18 protein-coding genes are annotated in these 14,460 nt (G+C 36.3%); 8 read left to right on the forward strand and 10 right to left on the reverse strand.

From position 1 onward, the window contains the following. Positions 1–186 precede the first annotated feature (186 nt). From D8M05_RS09625 to D8M05_RS09635, 3 genes are all read left to right on the forward strand, one after another. Positions 187–477 (forward strand): hypothetical protein, encoded by a 291-nt coding sequence (locus D8M05_RS09625; protein ID WP_121131229.1) that lies wholly within the window; start codon positions 187–189, stop codon positions 475–477. Positions 478–662: 185 nt separating this feature from the next. Further along, on the forward strand, positions 663–1,151 hold the full coding sequence (locus tag D8M05_RS09630; RefSeq protein WP_121131231.1) for a YusW family protein: 489 nt from the start codon (positions 663–665) through the stop codon (positions 1,149–1,151). Between the two features lie 320 nt (positions 1,152–1,471). Continuing rightward, positions 1,472–2,092 (forward strand): DUF3298 and DUF4163 domain-containing protein, encoded by a 621-nt coding sequence (locus D8M05_RS09635; RefSeq protein ID WP_245985280.1) that lies wholly within the window; start codon positions 1,472–1,474, stop codon positions 2,090–2,092. A 756-nt stretch (positions 2,093–2,848) separates the two neighbouring features. Here D8M05_RS09635 and D8M05_RS09640 read toward each other — a convergent pair. The 4 genes from D8M05_RS09640 to D8M05_RS09655 form a co-directional block, all read right to left on the reverse strand. Beyond that, positions 2,849–3,388 carry a GNAT family N-acetyltransferase gene (locus tag D8M05_RS09640; protein ID WP_121131235.1) on the reverse strand — a complete coding sequence of 180 codons (540 nt, stop codon included), beginning with the start codon at positions 3,386–3,388 and terminating at the stop codon, positions 2,849–2,851. Positions 3,389–3,417: 29 nt separating this feature from the next. Beyond that, a complete protein-coding gene (locus D8M05_RS09645) occupies positions 3,418–3,822 on the reverse strand; it encodes a cytidine deaminase (protein ID WP_121131237.1) in 405 nt (134 codons plus the stop codon). 12 nt (positions 3,823–3,834) lie between these two features. Beyond that, positions 3,835–4,542: a lysozyme inhibitor LprI family protein gene (locus D8M05_RS09650; protein ID WP_342772254.1), complete on the reverse strand. Its 708-nt coding sequence runs from the start codon at positions 4,540–4,542 to the stop codon at positions 3,835–3,837. Positions 4,543–4,690: 148 nt separating this feature from the next. Continuing rightward, on the reverse strand, positions 4,691–5,239 hold the full coding sequence (locus D8M05_RS09655) for a CueP family metal-binding protein (protein WP_121131241.1): 549 nt from the start codon (positions 5,237–5,239) through the stop codon (positions 4,691–4,693). Between the two features lie 225 nt (positions 5,240–5,464). Between D8M05_RS09655 and D8M05_RS09660 the strand changes: the two genes are divergently transcribed. The 3 genes from D8M05_RS09660 to D8M05_RS09670 all read left to right on the forward strand — a co-directional run bounded on the left by D8M05_RS09660 (position 5,465) and on the right by D8M05_RS09670 (position 7,189). After that, positions 5,465–5,914 (forward strand): hypothetical protein, encoded by a 450-nt coding sequence (locus D8M05_RS09660; protein WP_183072758.1) that lies wholly within the window; start codon positions 5,465–5,467, stop codon positions 5,912–5,914. Next, entirely contained in the window at positions 5,902–6,189 is a 288-nt protein-coding gene (locus D8M05_RS09665; protein WP_121131243.1) for a YxcD family protein, read from the forward strand. The genes D8M05_RS09660 and D8M05_RS09665 overlap by 13 nt, the downstream gene beginning before the upstream one ends. A gap of 211 nt (positions 6,190–6,400) precedes the next feature. Further along, entirely contained in the window at positions 6,401–7,189 is a 789-nt protein-coding gene (locus tag D8M05_RS09670) for an HAD family hydrolase (protein ID WP_121131245.1), read from the forward strand. A 73-nt stretch (positions 7,190–7,262) separates the two neighbouring features. Here D8M05_RS09670 and D8M05_RS09675 read toward each other — a convergent pair whose 3' ends face one another. Continuing rightward, positions 7,263–7,562 (reverse strand): hypothetical protein, encoded by a 300-nt coding sequence (locus D8M05_RS09675; RefSeq protein WP_147405172.1) that lies wholly within the window; start codon positions 7,560–7,562, stop codon positions 7,263–7,265. A gap of 27 nt (positions 7,563–7,589) precedes the next feature. Beyond that, complete coding sequence (locus D8M05_RS20180) at positions 7,590–7,760, reverse strand: hypothetical protein (protein WP_183072759.1); 171 nt, start codon at positions 7,758–7,760, stop codon at positions 7,590–7,592. Between the two features lie 311 nt (positions 7,761–8,071). On the opposite strand from D8M05_RS20180, the gene D8M05_RS09685 reads away from it, so the two are divergent. Both D8M05_RS09685 and D8M05_RS09690 read left to right on the forward strand, forming a co-directional pair. Further along, positions 8,072–9,277: a zinc ribbon domain-containing protein gene (locus tag D8M05_RS09685; protein WP_121131251.1), complete on the forward strand. Its 1,206-nt coding sequence runs from the start codon at positions 8,072–8,074 to the stop codon at positions 9,275–9,277. Between the two features lie 22 nt (positions 9,278–9,299). Then, positions 9,300–10,076, forward strand: a complete 777-nt coding sequence (locus tag D8M05_RS09690) for a S1C family serine protease (protein ID WP_121131253.1) — start codon at positions 9,300–9,302, stop codon at positions 10,074–10,076. A gap of 132 nt (positions 10,077–10,208) precedes the next feature. Here D8M05_RS09690 and D8M05_RS09695 read toward each other — a convergent pair whose 3' ends face one another. From D8M05_RS09695 to D8M05_RS09710, 4 genes are all read right to left on the reverse strand, one after another. Beyond that, positions 10,209–11,240 (reverse strand): Ldh family oxidoreductase, encoded by a 1,032-nt coding sequence (locus D8M05_RS09695; RefSeq protein ID WP_121131254.1) that lies wholly within the window; start codon positions 11,238–11,240, stop codon positions 10,209–10,211. A 21-nt stretch (positions 11,241–11,261) separates the two neighbouring features. Then, positions 11,262–12,398, reverse strand: coding sequence for an MFS transporter (locus tag D8M05_RS09700; protein WP_121131255.1), 1,137 nt, complete (start codon positions 12,396–12,398; stop codon positions 11,262–11,264). A 102-nt stretch (positions 12,399–12,500) separates the two neighbouring features. Further along, a complete protein-coding gene (locus tag D8M05_RS09705) occupies positions 12,501–13,979 on the reverse strand; it encodes a tripartite tricarboxylate transporter permease (protein WP_121131256.1) in 1,479 nt (492 codons plus the stop codon). Between the two features lie 13 nt (positions 13,980–13,992). After that, on the reverse strand, positions 13,993–14,439 hold the full coding sequence (locus tag D8M05_RS09710; protein WP_121131257.1) for a tripartite tricarboxylate transporter TctB family protein: 447 nt from the start codon (positions 14,437–14,439) through the stop codon (positions 13,993–13,995). Positions 14,440–14,460 lie beyond the last annotated feature (21 nt).

Raw genomic sequence — 14,460 nt, forward strand, 5'->3', positions numbered from 1 at the left:
CCTCGAAATTTGTTGGAATTTGTCGAAAACTATTTGAGTGTTACCCGTTTTTTGCAACTGCACATCTATATATTTTTAAAATTGAAGTTTTCGCCTAGTCCATTTTAAACTGATGTACCATAGGCTGTAGTGTAGCATGATTAAACGAGGTATAAAACGGTAATTTTTTAGAAAAGGAGAATTCAAATGCATGGATATAATAATAATGCACCAATAAACCACGTAGGTCCCCAAGGTTTTGATCATAGGAGTTGGGGTATTACTCCACTAACCGCGGGATTAATTGGTGCTGGTTTAGGATTTATCGGTGGGGAATTATTTGATGGACCTGGATTCGGCCCTGGACCTGGGCCTGGATACGGTTATGGGCCTGGGCCATGGTACGGATATGGTCCTGGTTATGGGTTTGGGCCTGGGTTTGGACCGTATCCTGCTTATGGATATGGTTACGGCGGATATAATCCAGGGTTCTATTAATCTCACCACTAAATACGAAAGATATGTTCAACGAAAATGGAAAGTGGAAGATCTTTAATGTCTCCCACTTTCTTATTTACATATATTGTGCGACTCATATAAAGTGCCACCTTTCGTACGAATAGACTTCCAATTTATAGGAAATAATACATGGTAGATGAACAATTTATTTCGGAGGAGATAGGATGAAAAAGCGAATACTTACTGCTGTATTTATTATGGTCGCTTTCTTTATGACAGCATGCGGAAATGATGATAATGAGGATGCTTCAAAAAAATTAAACGAAAACAAAACAGTAGAAAGCAAAGAAGTGTTAAGTCCAATGGATGATATGAAGAATAAACTAGAGCAGTTGAATTATTCAACAGTTGACTTTGAAGTGTTGTATTTTGATTCTGAATTCGAGGGTGAAATACGAGAAGAAGATGGTTTAGTGGAAGCAGAGTTTTACGACCCATTTAATAGTATTGATGCCCGTGGACCAGATGCATTTGATGCGATGTTCCCTATTGTTCATGACTTAGAAATTAATCCAGATATGAAAGATGACGAAGCGATATCTTCCTCAATTAACAGTTTCAACATACCTAAGGAATTTCTAAAAGCAGAATTACAGATTACTTTTAGCGATGGGACAGAGAAAACATTTAAAATAACAAATAACGAGCTCTAACAATAAGCAGCCATACTTGTTAATAGTTAATTTTTAGTCCTAGTCTCCCCATCGTCAATTATTCCAACCTTGAAGACGGGCTGTCACTTTAGTGGCAGCCTCAAGCACACACCTTTGCGAATAATCTTCTCTCCAGCTTTTAGGCGAGGTAAAACTTCTTCAAACGTCACAATTAATCATCCTCTTTCTATTGATACGGAAAAGTATAAGTGAAGGATTACCAAAATTCAATTATAAGGTGCAATTTACGTTAAAAATTGACTAAAAGCGAACGATGACAGGCCCCCCCTGCATATGATGGGTGAAAAAGGATGAGAAAATTGCCTATTTCATTACCTGTTTCGATTCAAACCTTGGAGCATAACGGTGGGGTTAATAAAAATATCTACTATCCGCAAGCATTTCATATGGATAACCATACATTACAAAGAAATATTAATCACGCCATTATACATGAGGTTCAAACATTAATTAATCAGCAAATTGAAGATATGCCCTCAACAGTGGTAGAAATGCTAGGTACGTATGAACTGAAGAATAATCAGCGTAATGTATTAAGTCTAACACTCACTAACTATACGTATCACTACCATGCTGCTCACGGGATGACGTATATCAATGCATTGACATTTGATTTGGAAAAAGGAAAGAAAAGTGAACTAGAAGACCTGTTCAAACCGAACAGTAATTACAGAGAAAGATTATCAGCGATCATAAAAAGACAAATCAAACAACGTGAAATTGCTCTTCTTGATGATTTTACGATAATAAAACCAGACCAAGACTTCTATGTTGCAGACAAAACACTCGTAATTTATTTCCAACTATATGAATTAACCGCCTATGCGTTTGGGTTCCCAATGTTCCCGATTTCCGTATATGATATTCAAGATATAATTAATGAAGATGGACCGTTGGGAAGATTGGCTGAAAATAATTAATGCGTGAGATAAAACTTTTACTTGAGGTCATCACAAGTAACTACAATAAAACAAAAAAAGAGTCCGGGAAAAAATATCCTTACTAAAGCAACATACGAACGATGCTTCAAAACTTCCCATTACATTTCAAATTACTTTGGATTTTGTATAAACTCCAAACTAACTTAATTCAGATTATCTTAAATCGGAGCACATCTCGCCGTCTGGGATCGCTCCGGGCGGATGCTTTCCGCGGGCACGGCCTCAACCTCCTCAGAAGCACAGAACGCTTCTTCCGGGGTCTTCCGACACGTGCTATTCCCGCAGGAGTCACCGCCCTACACTCACCCAGACTAGTGAAGTAATACTATGCTTTTTGACTTTCCGTATCAAAGGAGATAATGGTTAGTAAGTTCAACCTAGTGGAGGAAACACACGTAGACTCCTGCAGGAGGAAAGGCCTAGATGAGACACCGTAGTGCGTCAGCACGAAGGGGGCTCATCAGCCGCCTGCGGAAAGCGAAGTGTGTTTCCGGAACGACGTACTTCACACTATACTGAATTAAATACGTCCACACTTTATATCAACTATAAATTAATATTTAATAATAGCAAGAAAACAATCTTAGCTTTCTATCCTATAGTCGTTCTTCTTTAGTGCGCATGGTTTTACTTATCGCCCAGCCTCTGTTTTTATTGATGATTAATGCCTTCAATTAGACATACATCCTCTGTTCTTTAAGGAAATTTAGCTAATTAAGCTGGTATACCTATATATTAGTTTATTTCTTTCCCCAATATTACTTGCAAATTATTTTCTGAAATAACTGGAGCGTTGTTTTTAATCAATTTCCATCCTTTTTTTCTATATAAATTAATCGCCGGATTATTATCTATTCTAGTCGTTAATACAGTCGTTCTATGATCAATATTCTCTATTAACATATCGTGTAATTTACTTGCAATTCCAAGACGTCTAAAATATGGACTTACAGCTAATTCTACAAATTCAAAACTGTTATATAACCAAGTCTTACATTCCGTTTCCGACAACTGTTCTGCAATTTTTTGTCTATAAAACTGTTCTGGTACACTTGTATAGCCATATGAAAACCCCACAATATTCCCTTTGCCATCTTTCGCTTTAAGACCTTTAAAACCTTTATAATTTGCGTGTTTGGTTATGTTCTGTATGGCGAGTTGCTTTTCTTTTCGTGAATAATCTTTAGCTAAAAATGTCTTACAATATAATTCTGCAATTTCATCCATATCAGAGTCATTACAGTAAAACTCTATGAATTCTATATTCTCCCCCACCTATGTATCCCTCCAGAATGTGTTGTCTGTCATTTATCTTTATATGCTTGGTACCAATGATATGGCTGAACTTCTTCCAATGTTTTAAATAGTAATTGTTTCTCTTCATTAGTCACTGCGACTCTTACATCATTACCCCAGTAAAAGAATCTTTCTTGGCAAACCCCACAAGGTGTCAATACTTTAAAATCTTCATTTTCATCATCTCTTACAACACAAATGGAATGAGTAATTTTCGTATTTAACTTATGCGCTTCCAAAATCGCTCCTGTTTCTATACATAGCTCTGTAGAAGCATTTATTACCTCTGGTGCAACACTTGTTAAAATTGCTCCATTAGCTGTGTACATTGCTGCCGCTCCACCCCAACCAGTAGGATACCTTTTTTCTATAAGATTTTTTGCTGTTTGATACAGTTTTTGTTCTATATCCATTTTCAGTCCCCCCTATTTTGTCCCGTAAAATTGTACAACAGGAATGAAATGTTCATTCATATAATCCTCAACTAATTCATAGCATCTTTCTTCTGTAAGATTTGCCAATACGGTCACATATTCTAAGTGTTCCTGCGTACCACCTTCATACTTAAGAGAGGCCGCTTTGGCAGTATCATCTCTATCCTTTATCCAATTCCGTTGTTCTTTTCTCAATTGGTCCATCTCTTCAGTTGAAAGTTGCTCCATTAAAACTCCATAAACATCATTCAACAATTCATCCCAAACATCATATCTATCCCCTGCTACTTTTTTCATAGCGTATGTTGATGAATCTTCTGCTTGCACTTCTTCCAATTCTTTTTTAGTATTATTTAATTTCTCGAGATACTCTTCCTTCAAAACCACTGTAGCATTATTAATAGCCAAGTCTTCATCTTTCGCTTGAGCATTGATTGATGTATCCATTTCTTCGCTCGTAACATTATTATCTGCATCTAGGCTGCTAGCATTGGCGTTGTCCGTATTTGTAGCATTTACTGACGAAGCCACATTTGAAGATTCGGAATCGTCGTTAGCATCTTGAGATAAATTGTTATTCTGTGACTGGTTTCCGAACGTTGTACTCCACTCTTCAGACGCGTTTTCACAAGCTGCTAATAAAAGTACAAATACGATAGCAAACATTACCATTAACATTTTTCGATTGCTTTTCATCATATAATCCTCCTTTTTAAAAAAATTCTTATGTAGTCTACAGAATTAACCTTTAATCACCTACGCTCATTATAACAAAAACTCGCCTAACATTAGACGAATTTTGTCATTATCTTCCTATGCATGGGCCTTTCACCAGCTATCTACCCACTTACGCTTCATTACGTTCTGTCAGCTGAATAGTTGTAATGCATGTATTATCATTTTCAAATGTGGAAAACGTTGAGTCTGCAGTCTTCCCACCATGTGAAATTTTTACGTTATATGTTTGGTCACGTGGAACCCATAAATCGATAAAACCATTTGCCTGAGATTCCACTGTATCATCCACAATTACATTTCCTTTCATATCCTCAATGTAAATATCAAACGTTTCATTCACCATCTCACCCTGACATCCAGTCAAGCTATGGATTGCACAGGGATGTGTTGTTTCCTCGAAAGGTGCAATCGAAACAAAGAATTCTTCTTCAGGTAATTCATAGGTGGTCTCGTTTTCATCAGAATCTGTTACGATAAGTTGTTCTGAGGTAATTGACGCGGACTCTGAGGTGCTGTTTCCTTCACTGTAATCCTGCACCCTTTCTTTAATGTCTGTTGCTTCAACTACTTCAGGTGCATTACTAGTGTTTACCACAAACAGATATGCCACAATTATAATTGCAACAAAACCAATCATTAGGGAATATTTTTTGTTCATAAATTATCCATCCTTCCTCAGTTTTAGCCAATTAAATTTACACATATTCAAAACCAAGTTTATCATGAAACGCTATATTGTTACCCGGTAAGATTTGAACATTTTTAGAACCTAAAGGAAAACTTCTATTTTACTAAAAAAGGACTACAACATAATAAAAATATTAAAATTATAGTATAATAGACTTTCAACCTAGAATAGTAGAACAAAGAGAGGATAAGGAAATTGAAAAATTTATTTGCAGCATTACTTACAGCAACACTTATATTTGCACCAATGGGGGGTTTTATTTTCCAAGATCACTCAACAACAGTTGAAGCAAAGTCCTATAAGTCAGGGAAGAAAGGTTTTAACTACAATAACAACAATAACAGTACCAATAACAGTTCTTTCTTCCAAAACAACAAAAAAGACTCTGTTACGAATAATAAATCTACAACAGGCACCGATAAAAAAGGTGGATTTATGTCGAGTGGCCTTATGAAAGGTCTTATGTTAGGTGGACTAGCTGGATTACTATTTGGTGGTCTATTAGGAAACTTGGGTATTCTAGGTTCTATGTTAGGTATGGCAGTGAACATCTTTGCCATTGTGTTACTGATTGTGATCATTCGTAAAATCTATACCCACTTCAAGAATAAGAAACAAGAGGATACAAACCCATGGAGCAGTTAATTATTCCAGAACAAGATATTATTAACGCACTTTGTATTTATACATCCCGAAAAAAACAAATGAATCCAGAAGAAGTTGAAGTAGAATTAATGTATGATGACGATACTGGATTTTCTGCGGAAGTATTTTGGGCAGGTCGTAAGCAAGTGCTTATAACAGCTAATCTGATTGAGGCCCTGCGTATGTGGCTTGATGAATTTCTAAATATAGACCCTTTTGCAGGAATCAAGTTAGACTTAGATGATGAAAGAGGTATTATTGCTATCATACAATAGTAGTTAAAGGCCATGGGAGCAATCCTTTGGCTTTTTTGTCTCTTAAAGCTAGAAAAACAATGTTCTTCCCCATCCTTATATTCCACCTCATAAGAAAATTTATTTCATACCAATGTCCTATGAAAATTTATTGAAACCATACATTGTTTTAAAACGAACTTTACATTATGCTGGTACACTTAGAGTATCAAACATAGGGAGGCACAAAAAAGTGAATGTTCGAGCGGCATTTATCGATATGGATGGCACATTGCTAACGACCTCTAACGAGATTTCTAGGCGCAATGCAGAGGCAATATATGAGCTAATTAATCAAGGTGTCCACGTTTTTCTCGCTACAGGGCGCCAGTATGAAATTACAGTTCCATATCATCGTGCATTAGGACTTACAACTCCAATGATTTGTTTAAACGGAGCTTCCATACACGATGGTTTAACTGGAAAAGCAATTCAAATAAAACCTATCTCCTTGGATAAAGATCGACTTCACGTTGTTACGAGTCAAGTACCTTGTGATATTGTCGTACACACTGCTACTGGACTATATTGCAATCAAATAAATGTAGAAATTGACGGATGGATTAAAGAAGGCCAGGTACCTCCTCGATATGTTGGTGATTTAAGCCAAGCAAACTATCAGGACGTATTAAAATATTCTATCAAGACAGGTTCTCGTGAGTCAGAACTTTCAGAATTATTTATAGAAGAGGCTGATATAATTAATTGGAATGATGGGTTTGAAATCGTCGCACGCGGGGTTTCAAAATGGGCTGCCATTCAATCAATACTCAAGCTTTATCAGATAAACCCTGCTAATGTAGTAACATTTGGAGATGGACCAAACGATATACAAATGCTTCGTCATGCCGGAACTGGTGTTGCCATGGCGAATGCAGAACCAGAAGTGAAAGCTGTTGCTGACTTTGTTACAGGTCACCATGAACGTGACGGTCTTGCTGTATTTATCGAACGTTATCTCATACAAACCTTTGCTATCTAGCTGCATAGATAAAATGGCCACAGCAATATGCTGAAGCCATTTCTTTTTCTATTCAGAAGGTAATTTTCTACTACTAACCCATTTGCTTATGTTCTTCTACTATATTACTAATTCTTCCTTTTATCTCTTCTGAAGTAATAATACTGCTCAAGGTTCGAAAGCTTGTTTTTACCTTCAATTCATATTGATCATTCACTTCACTCGTAAACCCATAATAGTTATGCTTCACATCAATTCGAACAAATTCAAATGATTTTATTTTCCTCCATGGCACAAATCTCGCACCAAAAATTATCCCGCCCTCTACTACCGCAAATATATTTAGGAGGTTAGACAGGTGAAACATTGGGATCGTAATTAATAAAAATAACATCAAGGGAAAATCCACGTAAAGATATCCTTAAACAAGCATCGAGACCATATAAAGAAGCACCAAAATATAGACAATGATCCCTACCTTATTTTCCGAATAGGTAGGCAAGTTTACAATCTTTTGTGGGTACTTACGAATAACAGCTATTTCTTCAACCGTTGTTGGTAATAAGATGCCCTGTTTCAAATTCACCATCACAATTAAAAACCTACACAAGAAGAATAAAACAATACCCACAAACAATATAAGTAATAGAAAATCCATGAAGTCACCGCACTTTCATCTCTACTACATACAATACGGGACAAACATACAAAAGGTTTCAAATTATTTAAGGTCCAGGCACTTAGACATAATCATTTTGTCCACTCTATATACTGTACTTTAACCAATCATTTCCGTTCCTAATTCCCTCCAGTCACCATTTTAGATTTTACAAATAGAATAAGATGATGTTGTGAATTTAAATGCGAGAAGTCTAAATATAATTTTTAAGGAGGATGACTTTATTGTTTTGTCATCATTGCGGAGAAACACTTCATGAGGGAACAAGTTTTTGTACGAATTGCGGGGAAAAAGTAGAACAGCAGAATTCAACGGAGCAAGAGAATAGCAATTCCGCACAACATAAACAAGCAGTCAACGAATCACCACTTCAGAATAATACCCCACCAGTAAGCAAAACAAGCCCTATCATATCCAAATTGCCAATCATCATCCCGATTGTAAGCTTCCTTGTTGTTTGTATTGTCTTAACTTTTTATTATTTCAATGAACAAAGTAAGAATGATAAGGTTCTAGAATTACAACAAATTGCAGAGGATGCTGCCTTAGAAGGAAATTTCGGGGAAGCAATTGAAACACTAAGTGAAGCATTAGATATAAGGGCTGACTATGAGGTTTTATCGGATAACCTAGAAGAAATCGAGCGCGCCCAGGCTTTTTCCAATCAACTCAATCATGTACAAAAGTTAGTTTCAGACCAAGAATTTGATAAAGCTGATGATGAACTTTCTGTACTTAAAGAACAATCCGAAACGGAAACAGGAGCTCTCTTTGAATCTTTCCGTGATCAAATTGTTGTAGAGGAAGAAACAATTACGATAGGGAAGATAAAACTGGAAATAGATAGTCTTTCAACCGTTGATGCGCTAGCAAACAGGCTAAGTACTCTTGAATCATTATCTTCAAGCGAAGTTGACGAAATCAAAACACAAATTTTGGATAAAATTGTACAAATTACAAATGATTTGGTAACAGAACAGCTTGCAAATAGTGAATTTGCTGAGGCATTGGATACAATTAATAAAGGCTTAAGTTATAAAACAAATGACGAACAACTACTTGAACGAAAAGCGCAAGTTGAGGAAGATAAGCTTGCTTTTGAAGAAGCTCAAGAAAAGTCAGATCAGGAAGATTTGCATAATCGAACTGCAGCAGTAGAGCTTACATCCTTCACTGCCGAACTAAATGAAAATGGTGATGTTTCATTTGAAGGTAGCCTTATCAGTACTGCAACAATCCCCATCTATTCACTAACTGCCTTCTATGCTGTATACGATGCAAATGGTCAATTCCTTTTTGAGGGATTCGTTTATATTGACCCTTATACATTAGAACCTGGTGACGAAGGGTATTTCACTGGATTAATTGAAGACGTCAATCAAGAGGTAACAGTAGAAATCTACAATATTACATGGTATTTCGATGAATAATAATAGAAAGAAGGTGAAAACGATGAATAAACGTTGGGTGTTAAGCATTATTACTACCATAGTTATTTGCTGTGCAGGTGCACTTGTGTTCTTTTTTATACAGGAACATATAACTGAAAAACTTGATGAGCCTTCCAGAATCTTAGCTAGTGAAGTGATTCCTACTGAAACAGACGAAGCAGAGACGGAAGTAGATTCCTCCATGCAACTCAAAGATGTGATTGAAGAAGCACAGAAAAAAGTAGTAAAAATTGAATTAGCAGATGGCTCATTTGGATCTGGTTTTTTATATAATGACAAGGGAGATGTTATTACAAACGCACATGTTGTTGCTGGTGCAAAAGATGTCAATATCATTACCTCTGATGAACGCACCTTTGATGGGGTTGTTATCGGAATAAGTACCGATATTGATGTTGCAGTCGTAAGGGTTGACGGGCTTCACGGACAGGATCCTTTACCAATACGAACGGAGAAGGCAGAAATTGGTGATGAAGTACTTGCTCTTGGGAATCCTTTAGGTCTTGATAATACCGTAACAACTGGAATAATAAGTGGGATTGATCGAGATTTAGAGCTTCCCCCATACCATTATGAAGATGTGTATCAAATTTCAGCACCAATTGCTCCAGGAAATAGTGGAGGTCCACTGGTTCACAGTGAATCAGGAGAGGTACTTGGAATTAATTCAGCTGCATCTGATGTAGGAGCCATTGGATTTAGTATTCCAATTCAGAATGTATTGCCTATGATTAAAGGTTGGTCGGATTCACCGATGACTACTTTGCCAGGTGCCTGAATGGACCTATAGAGAAACTAGATTATGATTCTAGTTTCTCTAAAATTATTGAAAATAATTATTGAAGATCTAGTATTTAAAAGAACGTCACCAAAAACTACTATATAATTTAGATGATGTTTCAACTAGTTTTTATTTCACACTAATTCCATTTGACATATCCAATAATTCTTTGTAAGTTTTTTCATGAATAAAAATTGTTTCTTCTTGGTTACTTAATTTGTTATTCTCAATTTCACCAGGAATATATATTTCTTCAAATCCTGGGCGTGTTTCAGAACTTTTAATAGTATTAATCCATTCTTGCATTCTATTGTCGAATTGCTCCCGTTGCACGATGTCATCAATCTTTATTAATAAAAAGAAATGCCCAATATTTGCTATATTATTTGAGTTAAACATTGAATCAGTTTCATAACTTAATGAAGCTGCACTCAACCCAGCACAAAGCACATCAACAAACATGGATAATCCATACCCTTTATGTTGCCCTAACGGAAGTATTGTTCCTCCATCCAATGCTGCTTTTGGATCAGTCGTATCGTATCCGTCCTTATCCAATGCATAACCGGTTGGCATATCTATTCCTTTTCTTTCAAAAGTACGGATTTTCCCTTTTGCTGTAGCACTTGTTGCCATATCTAATGTGAAATTACTATTTTCAACAATAGGAAAAGACATTGCAATTGGATTTGTACCAAGTAATGGATCTAACCCTCCCCATGGTGCCATTGTTGGACTTGCATTCGACGCAATCATGGCAAGGTACCCTTTTTCAGCTGCTTTTCTAGAAAAATAACCAGATGTTCCAAAATGATTACTATTTCTCACACTTGCAACCATAATGCTTGACTTCTCTAGTCGATCGTAACAAATTTCTAATGTCTTTTCTGCAACGACCTGCCCAAGACCATTATCACCATCCACTACAATGATAGAATCCCTATCAACTGCTATTTTTATATCTGGATTCGCATTCACTAAGCCATCTTTTATACGCTGTACATATGGTTTCAGCCTTAATACACCATGTGATTCCACACCGCTTCTTTCTGCTTCCAATATTGAATCTACAACAACCGGAGCTTCTTCTTCACTAACCCCATTTGATAATAAAATATCTGTCATTAATTTATTTAATTTCTCTATTTCTATTTCGACCATAACTACACCCCTATAATTAAATTAATACTTTTTCGTAACTAGTAAGCTTTGTAACCCCAAAATTAAAATTCCTGTCACCCAAAAAACTCCAGTCATTCCTATAACAGTGGCAATTCCCCCTAAAGTAATTGGTGCAATTACTTGGGTTAACCTATTAAATGTAATTCTTAGTCCAAGTCCTTCTCCAGTATGGCTTGGATCTAATGAGTGAACAGTCATCGTTATGGAGAGTGGTTGACCTAGGCCAAGTCCAAGCCCTAATAAAAACGAGAGTAATGTAACCATAATGATTTGATCAAAAAACGGGAATATAATTAATATAATTCCAGAGTAAATAATAGAAACCATAACTAACCTGCCTACTTTATAACGTTCCATTAAGTATCCAAGGAACACTCGAATAAGAATCGCAGCTACCGTATGAATGGCCACGATGAAACCTATCATGGTCGAAGAATAACCAAGTTCATTAGCATGAAGCGGAAAATAGGCAATAAAGATTTCTTTTGCAAACAAAACAATTGTACTTATCAAAATCGCAGCCCGTAATTGCTTGTTCCTTAATAGGTTTCGAACGGAAGGATTATTATTATCAATCTTATTAGCTCTGCTTGAATCATTAGAAGTACTATTTAACTTGATTACAAGAAAAATAGATAAAAGGCTAATAACACCTAAAATAGCAAAGCCCGCATAATAACTAAATATATCAGATAAAACTCCAGCTAATAAAGGTCCGATGAAACTCCCTAAAGCCATACCTAAACTAAATTGAGCAATAGCTATGTCTCTCTTTTCTAATCCAAATGCTATACCTGCAAACCGTTGTGCTGAAAGAGCAAAGATGGTATGGGAAACCCCGCAAATTAATTGTGATATTACAATACTTACTATGTGAGGAAAAACAAATGGTAAGATTAGTCCAATCCCAGTCAAAACAATACTAATGTAAATTGGGATCTTAAAATTCATTTTATCAATGATTTTCCCTATCATTATGGAAAAAAATAACGGTAGAATGGAGAATAAAGATACAATCAGTCCTACACCTATTGTACTGGCTCCCAATTCGTTTGATACAAGGGGAATAACCACTCTAGTACCCATCATTCCAGTTGAGAATAAGGTTACAAGGATAACGAAAGAATATAGTTTCATTTTATACACCTACATATACAAACATTCATGAATAGTATTAGAGTCTTACACCTCCGAGATATGTAAGACTCTATTTATTCATGTAATACAAAATGTATTTATCTACTTCATTTTCTTTTTACGGAATAATAACGGAACGATAAAAGAAAGAAGAGAAATCGCAAACAACGCCATCGCTGTTGGACTATTCCAGAATATATCGAAGCTACCATTTGAAATAGTCAATGCTTGTCTTAAATTCTGTTCCAACATTCCACCTAAAATAAACGCAAGAATAAATGGGGCTGCTGGTATATTTACCAATTTCATAAAATACCCTAGGATTCCAAATACCAATAAAATCAACATATCAAAGGTGCTAAAACTAACAGTGTAAACTCCCAATAAACAAAACATGACAACAAGAGATATCAGTAACTGTCTAGGAATCTGCAATATTTTTGATATATACGGGATTAAAGGTAGGTTTAGTAGTAATAAGAAAATATTTCCTAAATACATACTAGCTATAACCCCCCAGAAGATTTCCGGGCTTTCTTCAATTAATAACGGACCAGGCTTCACACCTAGTACCAATAGTGCAGCTAGCATAACAGCTGTAGTCCCTGAGCCAGGAATCCCCAAGCTTAGTAATGGTACAAACGATCCAGTAGCAGCTGCATTATTCGAAGTTTCAGGGGCAGCAAGCCCTTTAATCGAACCTTTCCCAAACTCCTCTGGATTTTTAGATATTTTCTTCTCCATAATATAACTCATAAAAGAAGCCATTGTTGCTCCAGCACCTGGAAGTACTCCAATAATAAATCCCAGAACAGAATGACGGCTCATAGGACCGCTCATTTCTTTCAATTCCTTCTTATTTAAACGTAAACTACCAAGGTTAGCTGTATTTTGCATCTTATTGTTACGATTAATAATGAGGAAACAAACTTCTGCAAGTGCAAATAGCCCTAATGCAACAACAAGAAAATCAATTCCATCTAATAAATTCATCGAGCCAAAAGTAAAGCGACTTGTTCCCGTTTGAGCGTCCGTACCAATTGTCACTGCCATAAATCCTAGCACAGCTGAAATTAATGCTTTTGTAGTAGAACCCTCTGACAATGTTGTAATCAACAGTAATCCCATGAACATCAATGCAAAATATTCAGCAGGTCCAAATGATACTGCAACGTTTGCCATTAGAGGAGCAAAAAGCATAGTTAATATTACTGCTACTGTTCCACCAACAAAGGATGCGATTGCCGCAATTGCTAAGGCTTTCCCTGCCTGACCTTTTTGAGCCATTGGATAGCCATCAAATGCTGTGACGACCGTACTAGATGTACCCGGTGCGTTTAATAGGATTGATGCTGATGACCCACCAAAAACTGCTCCATAATACACACCAGCCATAAGCACGATTGCGATAACTGGATCCATCCCATATGTCATCGGTATCATTACGGCGATTGCAGTAATTGGACCAAGCCCTGGCATCATTCCTATCAATGTACCTATAAATACGCCTAGAAATACGAAAAAGATACCTTGAAAACTTAACACGAATTCAAATCCTAATAATAAACCTCCGAAATCCATACTTCACCCTCCCCTATAATGGTAGCCACCCTGATGGCAGGCGAACCAATAGAAGTTCATTAAATAATAAATACATTGCCACAGAAAATCCAATAGAAACAATACCATTTGTTATATATTTTTTGTAGCCATAAAAGCGAGAGCTTACAAAAATAAATAGTGTTGTCATAATAATGAATCCAACAATCTCAAGCAAAAAGATGTAGAAGAGGATGAGCACGGCAGTTCCGAGCAACATCCCAATCTCTTTTCTAGGTAAAGATGCTTCCTTCTTCTCCTCATCCTTCAAGAAAAATAGAATGATAGATAAGAATAATAAAATATAACCTAGTATTTTAGGTATGACATCCGAGTCAACGGGTACGAGTGTATATTCTGGAAGCTGATACGCCATGATTAAATATGCAATAGATATGACGGACAAAGCTGTACTCAACTTTTTATTAAGTGTGAATTTCACAGGTTAATCTCCTCTCTTTTT

The sequence above is a fragment of the Oceanobacillus bengalensis genome (genome assembly GCF_003628445.1).
GTDB classification, from domain to species: Bacteria; Bacillota; Bacilli; order Bacillales; family Amphibacillaceae; genus Oceanobacillus; species Oceanobacillus bengalensis.

Coding starts and splice junctions, on each gene's coding strand:
- D8M05_RS09705 (WP_121131256.1), bottom strand. CDS start 13,979: ATGGATTTCGGAGGTTTATTATTAGGATTTGAATTCGTGTTAAGTTTT.
- D8M05_RS09630 (WP_121131231.1), top strand. CDS start 663: ATGAAAAAGCGAATACTTACTGCTGTATTTATTATGGTCGCTTTCTTT.
- D8M05_RS09695 (WP_121131254.1), bottom strand. CDS start 11,240: ATGGTCGAAATAGAAATAGAGAAATTAAATAAATTAATGACAGATATT.
- D8M05_RS09625 (WP_121131229.1), top strand. CDS start 187: ATGCATGGATATAATAATAATGCACCAATAAACCACGTAGGTCCCCAA.
- D8M05_RS09655 (WP_121131241.1), bottom strand. CDS start 5,239: ATGAACAAAAAATATTCCCTAATGATTGGTTTTGTTGCAATTATAATT.
- D8M05_RS09700 (WP_121131255.1), bottom strand. CDS start 12,398: ATGAAACTATATTCTTTCGTTATCCTTGTAACCTTATTCTCAACTGGA.
- D8M05_RS09645 (WP_121131237.1), bottom strand. CDS start 3,822: ATGGATATAGAACAAAAACTGTATCAAACAGCAAAAAATCTTATAGAA.
- D8M05_RS09650 (WP_342772254.1), bottom strand. CDS start 4,542: ATGATGAAAAGCAATCGAAAAATGTTAATGGTAATGTTTGCTATCGTA.
- D8M05_RS09675 (WP_147405172.1), bottom strand. CDS start 7,562: ATGTTATTTTTATTAATTACGATCCCAATGTTTCACCTGTCTAACCTC.
- D8M05_RS09665 (WP_121131243.1), top strand. CDS start 5,902: ATGGAGCAGTTAATTATTCCAGAACAAGATATTATTAACGCACTTTGT.
- D8M05_RS09690 (WP_121131253.1), top strand. CDS start 9,300: ATGAATAAACGTTGGGTGTTAAGCATTATTACTACCATAGTTATTTGC.